The 22,258-nt window shown below is 69.2% G+C and carries 14 protein-coding genes; 6 read left to right on the forward strand and 8 right to left on the reverse strand.

The genetic code is table 11. The features are described 5' to 3' along the window. Window positions 1-9: 9 nt before the first annotated feature. The 6 genes from CRT60_RS21540 to CRT60_RS21565 all read right to left on the reverse strand — a co-directional run bounded on the left by CRT60_RS21540 (window position 10) and on the right by CRT60_RS21565 (window position 10,584). The gene (locus tag CRT60_RS21540) at window positions 10-1,182 is read right to left on the reverse strand and encodes a glycosyltransferase (RefSeq protein ID WP_098738551.1); all 1,173 of its coding nucleotides are present in this window, start codon (window positions 1,180-1,182) and stop codon (window positions 10-12) included. Between the two features lie 52 nt (window positions 1,183-1,234). After that, the gene (locus tag CRT60_RS21545; protein WP_098738552.1) at window positions 1,235-3,565 is read right to left on the reverse strand and encodes a GumC family protein; all 2,331 of its coding nucleotides are present in this window, start codon (window positions 3,563-3,565) and stop codon (window positions 1,235-1,237) included. Window positions 3,566-3,625: 60 nt separating this feature from the next. Further along, on the reverse strand, window positions 3,626-5,791 hold the full coding sequence (locus CRT60_RS21550; RefSeq protein WP_193548454.1) for a hypothetical protein: 2,166 nt from the start codon (window positions 5,789-5,791) through the stop codon (window positions 3,626-3,628). Next, the gene (locus tag CRT60_RS21555; protein WP_098738553.1) at window positions 5,788-7,638 is read right to left on the reverse strand and encodes a glycosyltransferase; all 1,851 of its coding nucleotides are present in this window, start codon (window positions 7,636-7,638) and stop codon (window positions 5,788-5,790) included. The genes CRT60_RS21550 and CRT60_RS21555 overlap by 4 nt, the downstream gene beginning before the upstream one ends. 41 nt (window positions 7,639-7,679) lie before the next feature. Next, window positions 7,680-9,053 carry an oligosaccharide flippase family protein gene (locus CRT60_RS21560; RefSeq protein WP_098738554.1) on the reverse strand — a complete coding sequence of 458 codons (1,374 nt, stop codon included), beginning with the start codon at window positions 9,051-9,053 and terminating at the stop codon, window positions 7,680-7,682. A gap of 517 nt (window positions 9,054-9,570) precedes the next feature. Then, window positions 9,571-10,584, reverse strand: coding sequence for a LacI family DNA-binding transcriptional regulator (locus tag CRT60_RS21565; RefSeq protein WP_098738555.1), 1,014 nt, complete (start codon window positions 10,582-10,584; stop codon window positions 9,571-9,573). Between the two features lie 259 nt (window positions 10,585-10,843). Between CRT60_RS21565 and ptsP the strand changes: the two genes are divergently transcribed. The 4 genes from ptsP to CRT60_RS37560 all read left to right on the forward strand — a co-directional run bounded on the left by ptsP (window position 10,844) and on the right by CRT60_RS37560 (window position 17,822). Then, window positions 10,844-13,384 (forward strand): phosphoenolpyruvate--protein phosphotransferase, encoded by a 2,541-nt coding sequence (gene ptsP / locus CRT60_RS21570; RefSeq protein ID WP_098738556.1) that lies wholly within the window; start codon window positions 10,844-10,846, stop codon window positions 13,382-13,384. Next, window positions 13,381-14,349 carry a 1-phosphofructokinase gene (gene pfkB / locus CRT60_RS21575; protein WP_098738557.1) on the forward strand — a complete coding sequence of 323 codons (969 nt, stop codon included), beginning with the start codon at window positions 13,381-13,383 and terminating at the stop codon, window positions 14,347-14,349. Before ptsP ends, pfkB begins: the two co-directional genes overlap by 4 nt. Before the next feature lie 69 nt (window positions 14,350-14,418). Continuing rightward, complete coding sequence (locus CRT60_RS21580; RefSeq protein WP_098738558.1) at window positions 14,419-16,197, forward strand: fructose-specific PTS transporter subunit EIIC; 1,779 nt, start codon at window positions 14,419-14,421, stop codon at window positions 16,195-16,197. Window positions 16,198-16,469: 272 nt separating this feature from the next. Further along, on the forward strand, window positions 16,470-17,822 hold the full coding sequence (locus tag CRT60_RS37560; protein ID WP_161958101.1) for a calcium-binding protein: 1,353 nt from the start codon (window positions 16,470-16,472) through the stop codon (window positions 17,820-17,822). A 90-nt stretch (window positions 17,823-17,912) separates the two neighbouring features. Here CRT60_RS37560 and CRT60_RS21590 read toward each other — a convergent pair whose 3' ends face one another. Next, the gene (locus tag CRT60_RS21590) at window positions 17,913-18,818 is read right to left on the reverse strand and encodes a LysR substrate-binding domain-containing protein (protein WP_280177233.1); all 906 of its coding nucleotides are present in this window, start codon (window positions 18,816-18,818) and stop codon (window positions 17,913-17,915) included. A 180-nt stretch (window positions 18,819-18,998) separates the two neighbouring features. On the opposite strand from CRT60_RS21590, the gene CRT60_RS21595 reads away from it, so the two are divergent. Further along, window positions 18,999-20,117: an S-(hydroxymethyl)glutathione dehydrogenase/class III alcohol dehydrogenase gene (locus tag CRT60_RS21595; protein WP_098738560.1), complete on the forward strand. Its 1,119-nt coding sequence runs from the start codon at window positions 18,999-19,001 to the stop codon at window positions 20,115-20,117. Window positions 20,118-20,202: 85 nt separating this feature from the next. Next, window positions 20,203-21,054, forward strand: a complete 852-nt coding sequence (gene fghA / locus CRT60_RS21600; protein ID WP_098738561.1) for an S-formylglutathione hydrolase — start codon at window positions 20,203-20,205, stop codon at window positions 21,052-21,054. Window positions 21,055-21,109: 55 nt separating this feature from the next. Here fghA and CRT60_RS21605 read toward each other — a convergent pair whose 3' ends face one another. Next, a complete protein-coding gene (locus CRT60_RS21605) occupies window positions 21,110-22,258 on the reverse strand; it encodes a DUF1513 domain-containing protein (RefSeq protein WP_098738562.1) in 1,149 nt (382 codons plus the stop codon).

Consider the following 22,258-nt stretch of genomic DNA (forward strand, 5'->3'; position numbering starts at 1 on the left):
TTCCGCCGTTCATGCCGGTGCCAGCTCCCGTCCGCGGCGGCTGATCGCCGTGGGCCGGTCGGGCGCCAGGGAGGCTTCCTCGCCGTTCATCCAGCTGTCGATGGTCTCGCGCAGGCGTGCCTTGAACACGTCGCGGTCGAAGCGGGCGGCATGGGCGCGGATGGCGGCGGGATTGAAGCGCGCCTCCTGCGCCTCGAAGCGCTCCACCGCCTCGATCACCCCCTCCGGCGTCTGCTGGTCGAAGAACAGGCCGGACAGGCCGTCGCGCACGGTCTCGGTGGCGCCGCCGCGGTTCAGCGCGATCACTGGCCGTCCGGCGGCCATCGCCTCCACCGGGACGATGCCGAAATCCTCGTTGGCGGTGAAGATCAGCGCCCGGCAGGACGCATAGTGGCGGTCGAGGTCGGCCGGGGAGCAATGGCCGACCAGCTCCACCGTCGGTCCGGCCATCTGCTTCAGGCGCCGGAACTCCTCCCCCTCGCCGACGACGACCAGTTTGCGACCCATTCGGTTGAACGCCTCGATGGCGACGTCGGCGCGCTTGTAGGAGACGAGCTGGCTGACGAACAGGTAATGGTCGCTCCTGTCGCCGCCGCCAGATGAGGTGACGGTGGCGAAGCGCTGCGTTTCCACCGGCGGGTGGATGACGGTGGCATCGCGGCGATAGACCCGCCAGATGCGCTGCGCCACCGTGTGCGAATTGGCGATGAAGCGGTCGACCCGCGCCGCCGTCGCCAGATCCCATTGCCGCAGGCGGTGGATGGCATAGGGCATCAGCGGCCGGACGATCGGGCCGGCCGAATGCAGGTAATCGTGATAGCCGCTCCACACATAGCGCATCGGCGTGTGGCAGTAGCAGACATGCAGCGCGTCGGGCCGCGTCAGCACGCCCTTGGCCGGTCCGGATTCGCTGCTGATGACCAGATCGTAGGCGCTGAGGTCCAGCTGCTCCAGCGCCAGCGGCATCAGCGGCAGGTATTTCTGGTACATCCGGTGGGCCATCGGCAGCCGGTCGATGAAGGTCGTGGTGACCCGGTGGCTGCGGATGATCGGCGACATGCGTTCCGGCCGGTAGACATGGGTGAAGATGTCCGCCTCCGGATACAGCTCGCACAGGGCTTCGACGACCTTCTCGCCCCCGCGCATCCCGACGAGCCAGTAATGGACGATCGCGACTTTCATGGTGGGTTCTCCAGAAAGGGACCGGCGCTTGCCTGAGGCCAAGGGTTCGATCTCAGGCGATGCGGCGCAGGCGATAGGAGCGGCCGCTGGGCGGGCGGGCGCCATATTCGAGATTCGCGTGTTCGCGGGCGTTGACCATCGACAGCACCGCCCCGCCGATCCGCCCGCCGACCTGCCGCACCTGCTTGATGCCGGCGCCGGCGAGGCTGGAGGCGGTGCGTGCCCAGCGCACGACGTAGAGGACACGGTCGGCCAGCGGCGCCAGGATCAGCGCGTCCGACACCGACAGAACCGGCGGCGTGTCGAGGACGACGACGTCGTAGCGTTCGGCCAGCTCGACCAGCAGCGACAGCATGGCCTTGGAGCCGAGCAGGATCTGCGGGCGGTCGACCGGCCGGCCGGCGGCGATCACCGACACCCGGCGGCGGTCGTCGATGTGCAGAACCTGATCGAGCGTCGCGTCGCCTTCCAGCAGGTCGGTCAGTCCCTTGGGCGGGCGGACGCCGCCCAGAAGCCGGTGCACCGCCGGCCGGCGGGTGTCGCAATCGACGATGACGACTCGCCGGCCGGTGTCGGCGAGGAAGGCGGAGAGCGCCACGGCCAGTGTCGTCTTGCCCTCTCCCGACACCGACGAGGTCAGCATCACCACCTCACCGCCCTTCACGCTGGCGGGCTCGGCCCCGGTGCGGACCAGATGCAGCCGGGCGCAGAGCCGCCAGACCGCCTCGGCGAAATCGCCGCCGCCGGTGTTGGAATAGGGGTCGTCGTCGGCCCGGCCCCTCCGCTGGGCGGACCGCTTGGCCCGGCCCAGCAGCGGCACGATGCCGACCGCGGGCAGGCCCAGCAGCGCCTCGACCTGATGGGAGCTGTAGACGCCGCGCTGCCGCATGGTCCGCACCAGGGCGACGCCGGTGGCGATGGCGCCGCAGACGACCGCGGCCAGCCCGGCGAGCACCGCCTTGCCCGGCCCGACCGGGCCGCCCGGAACGGCGGCGGCCGACACGATGCGCACGTCCGGCGTCATCTCCAGCGCCTGGAGCACCTGCGTCTCCTTCAGGCGGGTGACGGCGCGGCGGTAATTGTCGTCCGACGCGTCGGCCTGCCGCTGAAGGTCGCGCAGCCGCACGTCGGCCTGGAGGGTGTCGAAGGATTCCGCCCGCAGGCCCTCCAGCCGGCGGGACAGATCCTGGATTTTGGCGACCTGCTGTTCGACCTCGCCCCGCAGGCTGCGGATCACGCGGTCGATTTCGGTGGCAAGGGTGGCGTTCAGTTCGCGCAGTTCGGCGGTCGGCCGGTTCAGCGCCGGGTGGCGGTCGCCGTACTGGGCCCGCAATTCCGCGAGCTGGGCGTTCAGCGCCGCCTGACGCTGGCGCAAGCTGGTGATCAGCGGATCGCCGCCGATGTCGGCGCCGGTCAGCGATTCCGGGTTGCCGGGCCTGACCGACTGCAACTGGCGCAGCCGGGCCTGGGCATTGGCATGGGCGGTGCGCGCCTCCGCCAGTTGCCCGTTCAAGGCCGACATCTCCTCGTTCACCAGCGGGGCGTCGCGGCCCTTCACCATGCCGGTCTCGGACCGCATCGCCTCGACCGCGGCGCGGCCGGTGGTCGTCATATCCTGGCGCAGCTCGTCCAGGCGGCTTTGCAGCCATTCGCTGGCGTTCTGGGTGGCTTTGCGCTTCGCCTCCACCTGGATGGCGAGATAGGCGTCGGCGACGGCGGTGGCGGCGCGGGCGGCAAGCTGCGGGTCCTTCGCCTCCACCGTGATGCGGATCGCGCGGGACTGCACGCCGGGGCTGATGCGCAGGTTCTTCTGGAACGCCTCGGTCAGGCGGTCGGCTTCCCTGTCCTGCGCGTTGCCGGTCGGGGCGGCCGGGCGCGGCGGCGGCGTCAGCAGGGCGGCCAGGGAATCAGGAAGCATCGCCGTCACTTCCGTCAACAGGGTACGGCCTTCCTCCATCAGCGGGCTGAACAGGCCGGGCTTGGCGGTGGGGGCGGCATATTCCGGTTCCTGTCCCAGGTTCAGCGCCTCGACCACGCGGGCGGCGAGATCGCGGGAGCGCAGGATCTCCACCTCGGTGTTGACGGTGTCGAGATAGATCCCCATCGGCTCGGAGACGGAGGGAATATTGATGACGCGGTTCGGATGCGGGTCGATCACCACGACGGTGGAGGAACTGTAGAGCGGGGTCATGCCATTGATCAGCAACACCGCCGGCAGCCACAACACCGCGGTCAGCCCGAGGATCAGCCATTTCTGGCGCCACAGCATCTGCACCAGCCGGCTGACGTCGACCTTGTCGGCGCCCGTTCCGACCGGCGGTGCGACAAAGCCGGCGGCGAGACCGGACGTGCCTGACGGCAATCGGTGTTCCGGTGCGTCCATGGGCTCAACTCCTTCATAGCGGGCGAACGGTGCGCGGCGTTGCAAGACGGCTGTGGTGGCTCAGGCGACCTCTGCCGGGTCGCGGCTGGGCTGGCGGGTTTCAGGCGATGCCTCCTGCGCCCGCGGGCCGCCGATGTCCGGCGGGAGCGCGGGACGCGCGGGGGTGCCGTGTCCTGCCTTGGCCTCGGCCAGGATCCGGGCATAGCGGGCGACGGTGTTGGGGGTGACGTTGACCAGCATTCCGGTCCCGCCGCCATTGGCGACGAGCTGGGCGACCTGGAACAGCGCGCGTCCCTTTTCCAGAACCTCTCCGGGCAGCATCCACAGGATGGAATCGATGTTGGAGGCCAGCCATCCCGGCTTCCCGCTGCGCGTCAGGCGGCGTTCGGCCGACCGGACCTGCGCGGTGTTGCGGATGGTGTAGAAGGGCGACCAGCCGTCCCAGTCGCCGGCGGTGAACGGCAGCGCGACGAAGCCGCCGTCACCTCCGCCGTCCGCCACCACCGCCTCGGCCGCGCCGAAACCGGACTTGGTCCACATGTAATCGAAGCCGGCGGCGCGGACGGCGGCGGCGACCTCCGGCCGCAGCGGGCCGGGGCGGGCGCTGTCGTAGGGCCGCCACGCCTCGTAGAAGCGGTCGAGCCGGTAGCGGCGCAGCGCATTCCCGATCAGGCGCCGGGCGTCCATCGCCGGCGCGCCGGTCCGCGGTGCCGTGCGCGGCGTGCCTTCCGGGGGCGCCTCGACGCTGGCTGCCGGAGTTTCTGCCGGGCGGGGGCGCGGGGAGATGCGCAGGACGGGGCGGCCCTCCTCCCAGTGCAGGCGCGGGGTGTGTCCGGGCACCAGGGGGGAGTCGACCAGCGGCCACCAGCCGCGCGGCATCAGGCCGGGCGGCAGCATGGTGGCGATCTCCGCACGGGCGTCGGACAGCAGGCGGGTCAGCTCGCCGTCTGGCATTTCCCCTTCGGCGCAGACGCCGCGGCCGGTGCTGCCCAGCAGAAGCTCCACCCGGCCCAGCACGCCGCCACGCTCTTCCGGCACCGACAGCAGAGCGAGGTCGGCGGGGCTGGACTGGGTCAGGCTGTCGACGGTGACCACCAGCCCGCAGCGCAGGCCGGTCGCCGCCACCAGATCGAGAATGCGCGGAATGCAGTGCAGCTCGCGGATCATGCCGGACCACAGGACCAGCGTGGTCAGCACCCGCCCCTCCGCCGCCCAGCGGCGCAGGGTGGCGTCGTCGGGTTCGAAGTCGGTGAAGGGGCGCGGCGGCTCGGCGATGCGCAGCGGCACCGCGGCGGTGCTGGCGAAGGGCGGGTCGGGATCGACGATCTGCAAGCCGCGGCCCAGCCGGCCGAGAGCGAAGAAGTCATGGTCGTCGAACTGCCTGCCATAGACCGGGTCGGCCCCGGCCTGGATCAGGTCGGCGGCCCGTTCGATCACGTCGGTCTGCGGCCGGCCATAGAGCGGCAGAAGCCTTTTGCTCGCAGCCAGCGGCAGCTGGGCGGCGATCAGGTCGGGATCGCCCAGCAGGGTGCCGCGGCCCCATCCGGTATGACGGCGGGCCAAAGCCACGCTGAAGCTGGCATAGCTCTCCCCCGCCACCTTGCCCTCGACCGCATCGAGGCCGCCGGGAAAGGCGCGGGCGCGCACCGGATCGACGCAGTGACCGGCAAAGCGTCGGGCGCCCAGCGCCTCCAGCCGTTGCCGCAGCCCGGCATCGGCACTGGCGTCGATGCCGAGGCAAGGCTCCGCCATCAGCCGCGGATAGAGGAATGGCGCGGCGACGATGCCGAGCGGGGTCTGCGGCGCCATGTCCAGCACCGCGACCTCCTGCGGCAGCGGCTGGCCCAGCAGACGGAAGGCGGCGTCATACAGGGCGGCCGGATCGGCGCTGCGCAGGGCGCATTCGCCGCCCGCTTCCACCACCGGCCAAAGCGGAGAGGCCGGATCGCCCAGCGCCACGACGCGGAAGCAGGTGGTCAGCCACAGCGCATGGTCCAAATGCCGGCCGCCGGCCATCAGGCTGCCGGTGCCGGTCGCCTCGGTGCGGTTGCCGTCCTCCCAGCCGCCGAAATGGCGTCCGCTGCGGCGCCCGTCATAATAGAGGTCGAAGGTCCATCCGGCGCGTTCCGCCGCGGCGGCCAGCACCGGCGCCATGGCGACGCGGTGCGGATCGCCGCCATGGGCCAAGAAGAGGAGCAAGGGCGGCTTGGGGGGCGGTTTGGTCACGATGCGCGGCCCTCCGTCCCGCCGCCGCCGCGCCGGCACCACCACAAATGCCATTTCGCCACCCCCGGCGGGCCGAAATGATCGGTCTTCTGCAGGGTCAGGCCGGTGGCGGCGATGGCCTTGCGCATCTCCGGCGCCCAATGGTGGCGGACCAGCGCCTTCCATTCCGGCAGCACGCCGTGGCAGCGCATGGTCGCCAGCAGCCTGTCGGGCCGCCAGCGGTAATAGCGGGGATAGGCGATCACCCACAGCGGGTTGGCGTTGGTGGTGTCGCAGACGATCCGGCCGCCGGGCTTGACCACCCGCTGCAACTCGCGCACGCCGGCTTCCAGATCCGGCAGGTGGCAAAGCAGATCCATGGCGATGACGAGGTCGAAGCTGTCGTCGGGGAAGGGCAGCTTGCGGGCGTCGGCCTGCTGGACGGTCAGGGCCGGGAAGCGCTCTTTCGCCTCCGCCAGCATCTCGTGGGAGATGTCGAGCAGCGTCACGTCGTGACGGCCGGCGAAGGGGCCGGTGATGCGGCCGTAGCCGCCGCCGACATCGAGGATGCGCATCCGCGGCAGCCGTTCCAGCTCCGCCGCCACCGCGCGCCGCTTCTCGTCATAGATGCGGTAGAAGGGGGTGGTGGGGTGGTCGGGGCGGAAATGGCGGCGGTAACCGTTGTTGTAGATGCCGGAGCCGGCGGCCTGCGTGCGTTCCGCCTTGGCATTCTCCAGCAGGGTGGCGACCTGGGCGGCGACGGTGTCGACGTCGAAGCTCTTCGCATGTTCCAGACCGGCCGCGGCGACTGCCTTCAGCCCCTCGCGGTCGGCCAGCCGGGCGATCAGCATGTCGCGCAGCGGTTCGGCTTCGCCGGGAGGGACCAGCCAGCCGGTGCGGCCATGCTCGATGATTTCGGGGAAGCCGCCGCAGTCGCTGGCGACCACCGGCACGCCCAGTGCCATCGCCTCCACCACCACGAAGCCGAAGCTTTCCCACAGGGAGGGGACGACCGCCATCTCGGCCCGCGCCACCACGGCCAGCGCGTCGTTGCGCGGCAGGGCGCCGGTGAAATGGACGCGGTCGGCGACCGGGGCGACATCGCGGCGGAACTGGTCGATGACGGCGGCGCTCGCCGAATCCTCGCCGCCGATCATCATTAGATGCAGGTCGGGGTTGGCGGCCAGAACGCCTGGGATGGCGCGGCCCAGCGTGGCGATGCCCTTGCGCCCCTCCAGCCTGCCGAAGAAAGCGATGAAGCGCTTCGGCAGCGGGATCGGCGGTTCGGCCGTCCGGTTCGCCGCCACCGCGGCAACGTCGATGCTGTTGGGGATGACCTGGATCAGCTCCGGCGCGATGCGCCAGTAATCGGCCACCCGCCGGGCGATGGCGCGGGTGGAGGCGTAGATCGCGGTGCTGCGTTTGGTCTGGTCGCGCTCCAGCGCGTTCAGCAGATGGGTGTGCGGCACCCAGGGCTGGCTGTTGGTGTCCATCACCAGCCCGGTCGGGGTCGCCAGCCGCGTCACCACCGGAATGGTGCTGAAGCGTGTCAGCCACCAGGCGTCGGCGTCGAACTCCGCTGCATGGACTATTTCGGGACGGAAGGCGCGGACGGCGTCGGCCAGCCGGCGGTTGGTCCGGAAGCGGTCGATGACCGCATGCCTGTGCGGACCCGGATCGACGCGCTGCACCGTCACGCCGTCCTCGATGGTGGTGCCGGCCGGCAGGCCGCCGGCCTTCCATGGGGTCACCACCTGGACGGTATGGCCCAGCCGCGACAGTGCCCGGGCCATCGTGTGGGTGTGCGTGGCGATACCGCCGAGCTTTTCGCCGGGTGGGTATTCGGGCGTCAAGAGCGACAGTCGCATTGCGGTTTCCTCGATTCCTAAAGAATGTCCGAGTGGTTCGGTCACTGGCCTGCGGGGCCGGCCGGAGAGACAACCGGAGCGGGAGCCACCGGGGCCGGCTTGTCGAACAGGCGCCGCGGCAAGGCCGCGAGCATCGCCGGGTCGGGAAGGAAGACGCGCCAGGGCAGTCCGGTCGCGCGGCGGTAGAGCGTCGCCGCGGTGACGAACACCAGCGTGTAGGCGACTGTGGAAACGATGGCCGCCGCCAGGATCCCGCCGCTGCGCAGGAACAGCAGCAGCCCGGCCAGCGTGACCAGCATGCCCAGCAGATTGGCCAGGGTGGCGGTGAAGGGCCGGTTCTCCGCATAGAGCCCGTTCAGCAGGATCGACGCGGCGGCGTAGAGGATGGCGCCCGGCAGCAGCAGCCGCAGCGGCAGCGCGCTGTCGGCGAAGGACGGGCCATAGACCAGCCCGATGGCGATGTCGGCGAAGACGAACAGCCCGCCGCCCAGGAGCCCGCCGATGGCGAAGGTCGCCTGAAGGCTGTTCAGCACCAGCTCGCGCCCCGACTGTCCCCGCCGGGTGGCGGCGGGCATGACGACGGTGGCGAGCGCGCCGGACAGGCTGACGATCAGCCAGGACAGGCTGGTCGCCAGCGCATAGAGCCCGACCTGCGCCGCCGACAGGAAGGCGGGGATGATGAGCAGGTCCAGCCGTTGCGTGATGACGCCGCCCACCACGTCGCCGTGTGTGCGCAGGGCATACCAGACGGTCTGCCGGCCGAGCGCCGGGTCGGGCCGGCCGATGCCGTGGCGGCGGACCAGCAGAGCGGTCGCCACCACGAGAACCAGCGTGCTCATGGCCGCCTGGACGATGACGGCGGCCTCCACCGTGAAGCGGCCGGTGGCCCACAGCGCGGCATAGACGATGGCGACACCGGCCGGCTGAAGGAAATTCAGCGCGTTGAAGCTGCGGAAATCCTGGTCGCCCAGGATCAGGCCCAGCATCAGTTCGGACAGCAGGGCCATGGCGATCATCGGCAGATAGAGCCGCGCCAGCGCCAGCGTCTCCGCCGGCTGTGCCGCCAGCAGCGTCGGCAGCAGCAGATAGCCGACGCCGATCGCCACCGCCGCAACCGGCAGCAGGATCAGGGTCCAGGTGCTCAGCAGGCGACCGCCGGCGGCATGGTTCCGCGACAGCGCGTAGGTGACCGCCTTGCCGCAGCCCATGCCGAACAGCCAGCCCAGCAGCTGCACGGTGGTCAGCACCGCGGTCAGCGCCCCCCGGCCGTCCGGACCGATGGTGCGGGCGACCAGGATTCCGGTCAGCAGCCCCAGCGCCATCGTCGCGGCGGTGACGAGCACCGTCGCCACGCCATGCCTAGCGAAGCTGTTCTGCTTTTCCGCCGCCTTCCGTCCGGTCAAACCCTTCAGCATCGCGCCGTCCCCCCGTCGATGACCCTGAAATCCGCGCACTGCGTAACCTGCCGTTCTGGAACTCCTGTTTTGATTGCAGCCCCATTCCCGATTTGAAGCGGTTTTCACTTGCCTGCTTTTGCCGGCGAAAAATAGTTGGCAATGCCAACATTGTGCGGTGAATTCAAAAGTTATCGGGAAGAGGAACAATCGTAAAATGCGGCCGTTATTTGATCCGGCGCGCATTTTTGTTGTGCGTTGCAAACAGGACGGTAGTGGGGTGTTGGTCCAGGGTCAACGCCGCTTTCGGAACTGTTCTTCCCACACACCAGGGGAGTATTTTTCTTTGAACATCCGTTGGCGAGGATCGTGAGTCCTAGCGTATCTTTCGGGCATCGGTTATCGGCGACGCCCATTTTCCGGCATCGGGATTAGCCCGTTGCCGGGCCGGTCGCACACGGGAGGGGAGGGGGAGGCGCCGTTGCGTCCCGCCGCATGGCGTCGTCGGACCGCCGACTGACGCCATTGATGGGTGTCTTCAGTCGGCCGCGGCCATCCGCGCGGCGGTCGAGCCGCGCACGATGCAGGTGCCGCCGAGGATGAGGCGGCGGCTGGGACGGTCCGGCGCCTCCAGCCGTTCGAACAGCAGGGCCATGGCGGACTGGCCGATGTCCTGCACCGGCTGCTCGATGACGGTCAGGCCGGGACCGACCAGTTCCGTCCAGGGTTCGTTGTCGAAGCCGGCGACCGCCAACCCGTCGGGAATCGGCAGATGGAGCCGGCGGGCGGCCTTGACCACGCCCATCAGGAACAGGCTGTTGCTGACGATGAAGGCCTCCGGCCGCTCGCGCTCCGCCATCCACGCCACCACCGCCTCTTCCGCCGCATCGGCATGGGGGGCGAGGAAGCGGGCCGCCGGGGCGAGGCCGCGGGCGGTCATGGCGGCGCGGTAGCCCTCATGACGCTCCTGGCCGGTGGTGCTGGTGTTGCCGAACAGCCCGGCGATGCGGCGATAGCCCTGGGCATGCAGATGCTCCACCAGCATCGCCGCGGCACGCGGGTTGTCGAGGACCACGGCATCGTGACGGCCGGTCGGCGCGTTGCGGTCGATCAGCACGACGGGGAAATCGAGATCCAGCCCGTCCAGCCGGTCGAGTGTCGCCCGGGTGGGGGCGAAGATCAGGCCGGTGATCCGCTCCTCCTGCATCAGGCGCAGGTACAGCTCCTCCCGTTCGGGGTTCTCGTCGCTGTTGCACAGGATCACGCGCATGCCGGCGCGGTAAGCCGCATCCTCCACCGCGCGGCTGACGGCGGTGAAGAAGGGGTTGCGGATGTCGGACACCACCAGCCCGATGGTCTGCGAATGCTGAGAGCGCAGCCGCCGCGCCGACAGGTTGGGGCGGTAGCCGGTGGCGCGCACCGCATCCTCCACCCGCCTGCGCAGGGCGTCGCTGACCGGACCGTTGCTCAGCACGCGTGACACGGTGGCGACCGACACACCGGCGGCCAGGGCCACGTCCTTGATGCCGGCGGTTTTTCCCGAGACGCTCATGTCCAGACCGATCGTGTGGAGGGATGCCCCGATTGGGGAGGCGACCTTAGCCGCATGGGCCGACGATGACCAGGGCGGGGTATTTTCTGAAAACGTTTCCAGAAGCTTCGGCAAAACATCCTTTATTTTTGTCCGCCTGACAAGCCATTCATCCAGGAAAGTCCATATGCTGCAACGCAACAAGCGTTGACAGTCGCACTGTAATCGTTTTCACTTGGTTCAACAGCACAAACAAAAGCCCGCGGAGGATACGGTCGCCATGCTCACCGACACGCACCCCTTGAGCCTTCCCCCCGATCTGATCCGCCTCGGCGCCGCTCCGGCGGGCAAGGAGGCGGCGATCCGCGAGGCGGCGCAGCTGCTGATCGCGGCGGGTTGCATCGATCCCGCCTATGCCGACAGCATGATCCGGCGCGAAACGGTGGCGAACACCTTCCTCGGCCATGGCGTCGCCATCCCGCACGGCATGGTGGACGACCGCAATCTGGTCCGCCGTAACGGCATCGCGATTCTGCAGGTGCCGGACGGCGTGGTGTGGAACGACGGGCAGACCGCCCGGCTCGTCGTCGCCATCGCCGCCCAGTCCGACGCCCACATCGCCATCCTGCGCCGCCTGACCCGCCTGATGCAGGACGAGGCGCGGCTGGCTGCCCTGTTCACCACCGGCGATCCCGCCGACCTCGTTGCCGCGCTGTCCGACGAGATGGCAGCGCCTGCCCCCTCCGCCGCCGATGCCGGCGATCTTGCCGAGAGCTTCGAGTGGGTGGTCGATTATCCGACCGGCCTGCATGCCCGCCCCGCCGCCGCCTGGGTCGAGAGCGCCCGTGCCGCGTCCGGCCGGGTCCGTGTCCGCCATGGCGGGGAAAGCGCCGATGGCAAGACGCTGGTGGCGCTGTTGCAATTGGGCCTGCGTCCCGGCGACCGCATCACCGTGTCCGCCGACGGGGCCGACGCCCGCGCGGTGCTGAACCGGCTGCGCGCAACCATCACCGGCCTCAGCGCGCGGGAAAAGGCCGATGCCGCCGCCGCGGCGCGCAAGGCGAAGGCCGTGGTGCAGGGCTGGACCCCGCCGGCCGCCGGCACGAATGGCGGCCGCGAGATGCCCGCGATTGCCGGCATCGGCGCCAGCCCAGGCCTGACCATCGGCCCGGTCCACGTGATGCCGAAGGCCGACCTGACCGTTCCCGACCGTCCGGCCCCGCTGCTGGAGGGGGGCAACCGCCTGCACGAGGCGCTGAACCTGACGCGCCAGCAGCTGAAGGCGCTGGCCGACGACACCGCCCGTCGGCTGGGACCGGCCGAGGCCGGCATCTTCGCCGCCCAGGCGGAGCTGCTGAACGACACCGACGTCATCACGCTGGCCTGCCAGCTGATGGTCGAGGGACATGGTCCCGGCTGGTCGTGGAACGAGGCGGTGGAGCGCAGCGCCGTCAGGCTCGCCGCCAACCCGAACCCGGTGCTGGCCGGCCGCGCCGCCGATCTGCGCGATGTCGGCCGCCGGGTGCTGACCCGCATCGATCCGGACCTGCGCGGCGGCTCGATCCGCGACCTGCCGGACACCCCCTGCATCCTGGTCGCCGACGACCTGTCGCCGTCCGACACCGCCGCCCTCGACATGGGCCGCGTCATCGGTCTGGCGACGGCGCAGGGCGGCCCGACCTCCCACACCGCCATCCTGGCGCGCACGCTTGGCCTGCCGGCGATGGTCGCGGGCGGTGCCGCGCTGACCGGTCTCGCCAACGGAACCACCGCCATCCTCGACGGCCAGTCCGGCCGCCTCTATCTGGAGCCCTCCGACGCCGACATCGCCGCGGCCCATGGCTGGATCGAGGAGCAGCGCGTCAGGAAGGCCCAGCAGGAGGAGCGGCGCAGCCTGCCCGCCCGCACCCGCGACGGCCACACGGTGGAGATCGGCGCCAACGTCAACCGCCCCGATCAGGTGGCGATGGCCCTGTCGCAGGGCGGCGAGGGCGTCGGCCTGATGCGCACCGAGTTCCTGTTCCTGGAGCGCGGCGACGCGCCGAGCGAGGAGGAGCAGTACCAGACCTACCGCGCCATGCTGGAAGCGCTGGACGGCCGTCCGCTGATCGTCCGCGCGCTCGACATCGGCGGCGACAAGCAGGTGCCGCACCTTCAGCTGCCGCATGAGGAGAACCCCTTCCTCGGTGTGCGCGGCGCCCGTCTGCTGCTGCGCCATCCCGAACTGCTGGAGCCGCAGCTGCGCGCGCTCTACCGTGCCGCCAAGGGGGCGAAGCCCGGCGCGCTGCTGATCATGTTCCCGATGATCACCACGCTGCGCGAGATCGAGACGCTGCGCGCCGTCTGCGACCGCATCCGGGCCGAGCTGGACGCGCCGGCGGTGCCGCTGGGCATCATGGTCGAAGTGCCGGCTGCCGCCATCCAGGCCGACGTGCTGGCCCGTCATGTCGATTTCTTCTCCATCGGCACCAACGACCTGACGCAATACGCGCTGGCCATCGACCGCCAGCACCCCGAACTGGCGGCGGAGGCCGACAGCCTGCACCCGTCGGTGCTGCGCCTGATTCGCCTGACGGTGGAAGGGGCTGAGAAGCACGGCCGTTGGGTCGGCGTCTGCGGCGGCATCGCCGGCGACCCGTTCGGCGCCGCGTTGCTGGCCGGTCTCGGCGTGCGCGAGCTGTCGATGACCCCGCGCGACATCCCCGGCGTCAAGGACAAGCTGCGCGACAGCGACCTCGCCGGCCTGCGGGCGCTGGCCCAGCGCGCGCTGGATTGCGAATCCTCCGACGAGGTGCGGGCGCTGGAGGGGGAAGCGTCATGAGCGGCCAGCCGAAGACGGCCCGGTCCGTCGTCACCGTCACGCTGAATCCGGCCATCGACCAGACCATCACGGTCGAGACGCTGAAGCCCGGCAGCGTCCATCGCGCCAAGGCGGTTCGCCACAATGCCGGCGGCAAGGGCGTGAACGTCGCCAGTTGCCTTGCCGATTGGGGAACGCCGGTGACCGCCACCGGCCTGCTCGGCACCGGCAACGCCGCGCCGTTCGAGGCGCTGTTCCAGGCCAAGGGCATCGCCGATGCCTTCCTGCGGTTGCCGGGCGAGACGCGGGTCAACATCAAGATCGCCGACCTCGCGGCCAACGACACGACCGACATCAACCTGCCGGGCCTGAGCGCCGATGCGGGCGCCGTCGGCCGCGTCCGCGAGACCGTGCTGGGGCTGGTGGAGCCGGGAACGCCGGTGCTTCTGGCCGGCAGCCTGCCGGAAGGCTTGCCTGCCGACGCCTACGCCGCCCTGACTGCCGATCTGGCGGCGGCCGGCGCCCGCGTCGTGCTGGACAGCAGCGGGGCGCCGCTGGCGGCGGCGCTGGCCTCCGCCGGTGCGCTGCCCCACTGCATCAAGCCCAACCGGCATGAGCTGGAGGATTGGGCCGGCCGGCCTCTGCCGACGACCGCCGACCTGCTCGATGCGGCCCGTGATCTGCATCGCCGCGGCGTGTCGGTGGTGGTGGTGTCGCTGGGGGCCGACGGCGCGCTGTTCGTCGATGGCGACCGCGCCCTGCACGGCCGGCTGCCGCCGGTCCAGGCGCTGAGCACCGTCGGGGCGGGCGACGCGATGGTTGCCGGGCTGATCGCCGCCTTCCAGCAGGATGGCGGTTTGGAGGATGTCGCCCGGCTCTCGGTAGCCTTTGCCGCCGCCAAGCTCGGCTGCTTCGGCCCCAACCTGCCCGATCCGGCGACGGTGCGGACGCTCGCCGCACAGGTGGCCCTGACCCCGATCGACTGAGATTTCCGAGATATCGGACTGAAATCAACGCAGTGACAGGCGCGGGCTCGAACCCGCCAGGAGGAAACAATGGCGACCCTGTTGGCCGTGATCGCGGCGGGCGATCTTACCACCCAGGCCGTTCTGGCGGCCGAGGCCCTGCGCAAGGCGGCGGCGAAGGCCGGCCACCGCATCCAGGTGGAGATTCGCACGAGCCTCGGCATCCAGTCTCCGCTCGACGCCGCTGCGCCGTCCACGGCTGACGGGTTGATCCTGATCGGCAGCGGCGACTTCGACGACGGACGCTTCGCCGCGCTGAAGCGCAGCACCGCCACGCTCGACGAGGTGCTGGGCAATCCCGCCGCCGTGCTGGAGAAGGCGCTGTCCTCCGCCGCGTCCACGGCTGCGCCCGCGGGGGCTGGGCCGCGCCGGATCGTCGCCATCACCTCCTGCCCGACCGGCATCGCCCACACCTTCATGGCGGCCGAGGGCATCCAGCAGGCGGCCACCGCTCTGGGCCACAAGGTCCGGGTGGAGACCCAGGGCTCCGTCGGTGCACGCGACACCCTGACCGACGAGGAGATCCGCGAGGCGGACGTCGTGCTGATCGCTGCCGACACCCAGATCGACCTGTCCCGCTTCGCCGGCAAGCGCGTGTTCCTCAGCGGCACCAAGCCCGCCATCAATGACGGCAAGGCGCTGGTCAACCGTGCCCTGGCCGAGGCGAAGACGCATGGCGCCGCCGGCGGCGCGACCCCGCTGGCCGATGCCGTCGCCGCCGGCAAGGCCGAGCGCTCGGCCCAGCGAACCGGCCCCTACAAGCATCTGATGACCGGCGTGTCCTTCATGCTGCCCTTCGTGGTGACGGGCGGCCTGCTGATCGCTCTGGCCTTCGCGCTGGGCGGCATCTACGTCTACGAAGAATCCAACGCCGGCACGCTGGGCTATGCCCTGTTCCAGATCGGCGCCAAGGGCGCCTTCGCCCTGATGGTGCCGGCGCTGGCCGGCTACATCGCCTATTCCATCGCCGACCGCCCCGGCATCGCTCCCGGCATGGTGGGCGGCATGCTGGCCGGCAGCATCGGTGCCGGCTTCCTGGGCGGCATCGTCGCCGGCTTCATCGCCGGTTACGGCACCGCCTTCCTCAACCGTCACATCAAGCTGCACCGCAACCTGGAAGGGCTTAAGCCGGTTCTGATCCTGCCGCTGCTGGGCTCGCTGCTGACCGGCCTGCTGATGATCTATGTCGTCGGCACCCCGGTCGCCGAGGCGCTGGCCTGGATGAGCGCCTGGCTGAAGGGCATGCAGGGCAGCAGCGCCATCCTGCTCGGCCTGCTGATCGGGGCGATGATGGCCTTCGACATGGGTGGCCCGGTCAACAAGGCGGCCTACGCCTTCTCCACCGGCCTGATCGCCTCCCAGGTCTACACGCCGATGGCCGCCGCCATGGCCGCCGGCATGGTGCCGCCGCTGGGGCTGGCGCTCGCCACCAAGCTGTTCGCCGACCGCTTCACCGCGGAGGAGCGCGAGGCCGGCAACGCCGCCGCGGTCCTGGGCATCGCCTTCATCACCGAAGGCGCCATTCCCTTTGCCGCCCGCGATCCGCTGCGCGTCATCCCGGCGCTGATGCTGGGCGGTGCGCTGACCGGCGCGATGTCGATGGCAGTGGGGGCGGAGCTGAAGGTGCCCCATGGCGGCGTCTTCGTCCTGCCGATCCCCAACGCGGTGACGCATCTGCTCGGCTATGTGGTGGCCCTGGTGGTCGGCACGGTGGTGACCGCCGTCGCCCTGCGCATCCTGAAGAAGCCGGTGGCCGCCGCCGCCGCGACGCCGAAGCCGGCGGTCCAGCGGGCCGGCGCGCCCGCCTGACCCTTGCCCCTTTTCCTCTCGGGCGTCCTCCCGACCCTTGGCCCCTCTCCGCACCCGCGGGGAGGGGTTTTCTTTTCGGCGAGCTGCCGAAGATCGGTTCGGCGACATCACACCCTTCAAGTGCATCGGGTTTATCTGATTCCCTCATGCGACACTCTGCCTCGCGAAAAGCTTCGAAGGGAGTGATGGCCGTCACACGCTTCTACCTATCACGGATCTTATTCTCCAATCTGCCTATTGGCAGTTGAAAAAAAGAATACCAGGAGATGACGATGTCAGTGATTTTCGGGACCGAGGATGCGGATTACCTGCGGGGCGGGCTGGGCGACGACGACATTTGGGGCCTTGAAGGAAACGATACCCTCTTCGGCGGCAAAGGAGCGGACACCCTCCGTGGCGGCGATGGAGACGACCGCTTCTACATCGATGCGGCCGATCTGCTCGTCAGTGGCGGAGCCGGTATCGATACCGTCGTCATGCAGGGAACGGTCGGCTTCACATTCGATCTCGCCGCGACTGAAATCGAGCGTGCCTACGGCAGCGCGGGCGACGATGTGCTGATCGCCACCGACGCAACCGCCGGTGTCTTCATCGACGGTCGGGGCGGAAACGACACGATCACCGGCAGTGGCTTCGACGACCTTCTGCGTGGTGGCGCCGGTGACGATCTTCTCGAAGGCGGTGCCGGCGACGACACGTTCTTCGGAGGCCCGGGCTACGACACGATGCTTGGAGGGGATGGGAACGACCGCTTCTACATCAGAGCTTACGAAGACTGGTTGGATGGCGGCGACGGAGTTGACACCATCGTCGTGCAAGGAAGCAACCCCGTTTTCATCAACATGGATACTTGGAACGTCGAACGCGCGTTCGGTGGAGACGGAAATGAAAGCTTCTATGGTGAATACCGCACGGTTTCCATTGAGGTCAATGCAGGAGCCGGCGACGACGCTCTGACCGGAGGTTCCGCCAATGATACGCTACGCGGCGGTATCGGAGACGATTTCTTTGAGGGTGGTCCCGGTGCCGATGTATTGAACGGTGGAGACGGCTACGATATTGCTTATTATTACCGTTCGGATGCAGCCGTCACAGTCAATCTGAGCACTGGCATCGGGAGTGGCGGCACGGCCGAGGGCGACCGTCTCATCGACATCGAGTGCGTTCGGGGGTCCTTTTACGACGACACACTGACCGGAAATGCGCTCGCCAACGAATTGAGCGGATCGAACGGCAATGATACTCTTTCCGGCGGCGGTGGCGACGACACGCTCATCGGAGGAAACGGCACCGACATTCTGATCGGCGGAGCCGGCGCGGATGCGTTCCGATTCTCAAGATATGATAAGGAAAGTGACATTATCCGGGACTTCCAGAACGGCATAGATCACATCGAGGTGTACGGCTTTGACTTCGGCTATCTGCCGGACGGTGCATTGAGCGACGATCTGTTCGCACTGAACCGGCCAGCCGATAGCGATGATCGGTTCATCTTCAACACCAACACGGGCGTCCTGTCCTACGACGCCGATGGCAACGGTTTCGGCGCGGCGGTTGCGATCGCCAAGCTGAACGTCAGGACTCTGTCCGCTTCGGACATAATCTCGATCCCCTACGTATACTGATGTTCATCGGCAGATAGGAAGGGGGTGGCGCACGCATGCATAGCGCGTGGTGCGGCGTGCGCCACCACGGCCGGCCGGTGGCAACCGTGCTCACCGGTATTCCTGCCGCCGCGCCAGCCCGTCCTTCAGATGCCGGATCGCCGCGTGCACCTTCGCCGGCACGTGCCGCTTCTGCGGATAGACCGCCCACACCGCCGTGTTGGGCGGGCGGTGGCGGTCCAGCAGCGACACCAGCCGTCCCTCCGCCACCGGATCTTTCACATAATAGTCCGGCAACTGGCACAGCCCGAACCCGCGCAGCGCCGCGTCCAGCACCGAGAAGCCGCTGTTGCAGCGCCAGCGGCCGCGGGGACGGAACAGCCAGTCCTGGCCGTTGTCGTCGAACAGCCAATGGTCGGAGGTGCCGGTCAGGCACTGGTGGCTGCCGAGACTGGTCAGGCTGTCCGGACTGCCGTGGCGTTCCAGATAGGACGGGGCGGCGCACAGATGCATCACGCGGGGGGCGATGCGCGTCGCCACCAGGCTCGATTCGCTGAGGCGGCCGAGCCGGATCGCCAGATCGTAGCCTTCCTGCACCAGATCGAGCTGCCGGTTGGTCAGTTCCACCTCGATGCTCAGCTGCGGGTGGCGCTCCATCAGGTCGTTGATCAGCGGCATGACGAACTGCTCGCCATAGGCGGTGGCGCAGGTCATCCGCAGCACGCCCTTCACATCGCTGTCGCTGCCGCCCTGCAACGCGCCCACCGCCAGGAAGGCGTCGTCGCGCTGCTCCGCCAGACGCTGGCAGCGGGCGAGGAAGGCACGCCCGCTTTCGGTCAGGCTGACCTTGCGGGTGGTGCGGTAGAACAGGCGGGCCTGAAGCCGGTCCTCCAACCGCGCCACGCTGCGGCTGACATGGGAGGAGGAGACGCGCAGCCGCTCCGCCGCGCGGGAGAAGCTGCCGGTTTCCGCCACCGCCACGAATTCATCGATGCCGTCCCAGCCGCTCACGGTCATTCTCCCAGGGCCATCCGGCCATTATCCCCATACGGCAAAAATCTATTCCCGAAATCGCCGTTCTGGCAATGACCGGTCGCGGTCTACACTGCGGAAATCAAATGCCAATCCTCATTGGCAAACCCGCTTTCGGGGCAAACCCGTTCTCGGGACCAATCCGACTTGGGGAAGGAAACCCACATGGTTCTGTCGCGCGCCGCCGTCGCCTGGGAAGCCAACCGTCCGCTGGAGATCGAAGAGGTCGAGGTCGCGGCCCCCAAGGCCGGCGAGGTGATGGTCCGCATCGTCGCCACCGGTGTCTGCCACACCGATGCCTACACCCTGTCCGGCAAGGATTCCGAAGGCGTCTTCCCCTGCATCCTCGGCCATGAGGGCGGCGGCGTGGTGGTGGAGGTCGGTCCCGGCGTCACGTCGGTGGCGGTCGGCGACCACGTCATCCCGCTCTACACGCCGGAATGCGGCAAGTGCAAATTCTGCCTGTCCGGCAAGACCAACCTGTGCCAGGCGATCCGCGCCACCCAGGGCAAGGGCCTGATGCCGGACGGCACCAGCCGCTTCTCGCTGAAGGGCAAGGAGATCGCCCACTACATGGGCACCTCGACCTTCTCCGAATACACGGTGCTGCCGGAGATCGCGCTCGCCAAGATCAACAAGGCGGCGCCGCTTGAGAAGGTCTGCCTGCTGGGTTGCGGCGTCACCACCGGCATGGGTGCGGTGATGAACACCGCGAAGGTGGAGCCGGGCTCGACCGTCGCCATCTTCGGCCTGGGCGGCATCGGCCTGTCGGCCATCATCGGCGCCACCATGGCGAAGGCCAGCCGCATCATCGGCATCGACGTCAACCCGTCGAAGTTCGAGATCGCCAAGCAGCTCGGCGCCACCGACGTCGTCAACCCGATGGATTTCGACCGCCCGATCCAGGAAGTGCTGGTCGAGATGACCGACGGCGGCGTCGACTACAGCTTCGAGTGCATCGGCAACGTCAAGGTGATGCGGGCCGCCCTGGAATGCTGCCACAAGGGCTGGGGCGAGTCGGTCATCATCGGCGTCGCCGGCGCCGGCGAGGAGATCGCCACCCGTCCGTTCCAGCTGGTCACCGGCCGCGTCTGGCGCGGCTCCGCCTTCGGCGGCGTCAAGGGCCGGTCGGAGCTGCCGGAGTATGTGGAGCGTTACCTGCGCGGCGAGTTCGAACTGGACACCTTCATCACCCACACCATGGGTCTGGAGGACATCAACCACGCCTTCGACCTGATGCATGAGGGCAAGAGCATCCGCTCGGTCATTCTGTACAACCAGTGAGGTGACGCTGGCTCTTTCCCTCGCTCCTTTTGCCGGGACCCGGGGGAGGGAGCCTTCCGGCCATCGTTTTTCAAAAGGCGCTTCCATGACCGATCCCCTCACCACCCTGTCGGAAACCCGCGTCTTCGGCGGCCGGTTGAAGCGGGTGCGGCACCAGTCCGCGGCGGTGGATTGCGAGATGACCTTCGCGATCTTCCTGCCGCCGCAGGTGGAGTCCGGCGCCGCGGTGCCGGTCTTCTACTGGCTGTCGGGACTGACCTGCACCGACGAGAACTTCACCCAGAAGGCCGGCGCCTTCCGCGTCGCGGCGGAGCTTGGCCTCGCCATCGTCGCCCCCGACACCAGCCCGCGCGGGGAGGGGGTGCCTGGCGACCCCGACAATTCCTGGGATTTCGGGCTCGGCGCCGGATTCTACGTCGATGCGACCGAGGAACCGTGGGCACGCCATTATAGGATGCACGATTATGTGACGCGGGAATTGCCGGCGCTGATCGAGGCGAATTACCCGGTCACCGACCGGCGGTCGGTAGCCGGCCATTCGATGGGCGGACATGGCGCGCTGGTCTGCGCGCTGAAGCATCCGGGCTTCTACAAGGCGGTGTCGGCCTTCGCCCCCATCGTCAACCCGGCGGCGGTGCCCTGGGGCGAGAAGGCCTTCGGCCGCTATCTGGGCCCCGACCGCGACCGCTGGCTGGAATGGGACGCCTGCGCGCTGATCGCGACTGCGGCCGAGCGGCTGCCGATCCTGATCGACCAGGGCGACCGCGACGGCTTTCTGGAGGCGCAGTTGAAGCCGGAGACTTTGGTCGCCGCGGCGGAGGCTGTCGGTCACCCGGTGACGCTGCGGATGCAGCCGGGCTACGACCACAGCTACTTCTTCATCAGCACCTTCATCGAGGACCATCTGCGCCACCATGCGGCGGCGCTGCTGGGGTGAGAGGTTGACACGGGGCAGGGGGCGCGAAAAGCCCCCTGTCCTGACGCCCTGCGCGTCAGGCAACCCGCCGCGTCAGGTGGTTGTCCCACCGGAAGGCCGGCGCCTTGCGCTCCGGTCCCGCCTCGGCGCTCGCCGAGACCGGCTCGATGACGCCGAGCCCGCTGGTCGCCAGATAGCCGTCGCCGTTCGGTGCCAGACCGCAACCGTCGGCCAGCGCGGTAGAGCCCAGCCATGCCCCGCTCGCCGCATCCCACAGCCCGATGATCCCGCCCATCGGCGAGCTGGCCGCCACGGTTCTGCCGTCCGACGCCACGCTGCCGATATAGCCCTGCATGCGCGACAGCATGTCCTCCGGCGTGTCGAACAGGCGGATGGCGCCGCTGCCGGGACGGTAGGCGCCGGTCAGCGGCTGGAGCATGCCGATGGGCCGCTCGTCCTGCACGCCGAAGGCGATCCCGCCATCGTCGAGCAGGGCGATGTGGCGCATGCCGAGGTTGGCGTGCTCTTCCGGCAGGCGCACCTTGTCGAGCAGCTTGCCGGTCGCCGCCTCGACATAGGTCAGCGAGCTGTCCATGCTGTCGAGGTTCAGCTTGGCCCGGCCGGTGTCGGGATGGGTGATGACGCCGCCGTTGGCGACCGCCAGCGTCGTGCCGTTACGCATCAGGATCAGTTCGTGCGGCCCCAGCCCATGGGTCGGGATGGCGCCGATGCGGCGGTAATTGTCGGTGGCGTCATAGATGCCGATGGCGCCTTCTTCGCGCGGCACGTCGTCCTCGGCGACGAAGAGGGTGCGTCCGTCGGCCGAATAGTCGCCATGGCCGGTGAAGCGGCGGTCGTCCGGCGCCCGCACCACCGGGCCGGGGGAGCCGTCGGCCAGCGACAGGGTCTGGAACCAGCGGCCGGGCCGGCGGGCGAAGACGGCGGCCTCCGCCATGCCGGGCCGGGGCATGATGCCATGGGCGCGGCCGGGGGTGGCGGTGGTGAACAGCACCTTGCCGGTCCGGTCGAGTGCTGCGACGCCGAAGCTCGGCTCGGCCCCGGCGGTGGCATAGGCGTTGAGATAGAGCGTGCCGGCATCGGCGGCATGGGCCTTGCCCGTCAGCACCGCCAGCAGCCCGCCCGACAGGCCGGCGCCCGACAGCACGCGCCCACCGAAGATGCGCCCGGCCAGCAGGCTCAGGATGTTCCTGCGGTCGACCGCCAT

The organism is Azospirillum palustre (assembly GCF_002573965.1).
GTDB classification, from domain to species: Bacteria; Pseudomonadota; Alphaproteobacteria; order Azospirillales; family Azospirillaceae; genus Azospirillum; species Azospirillum palustre.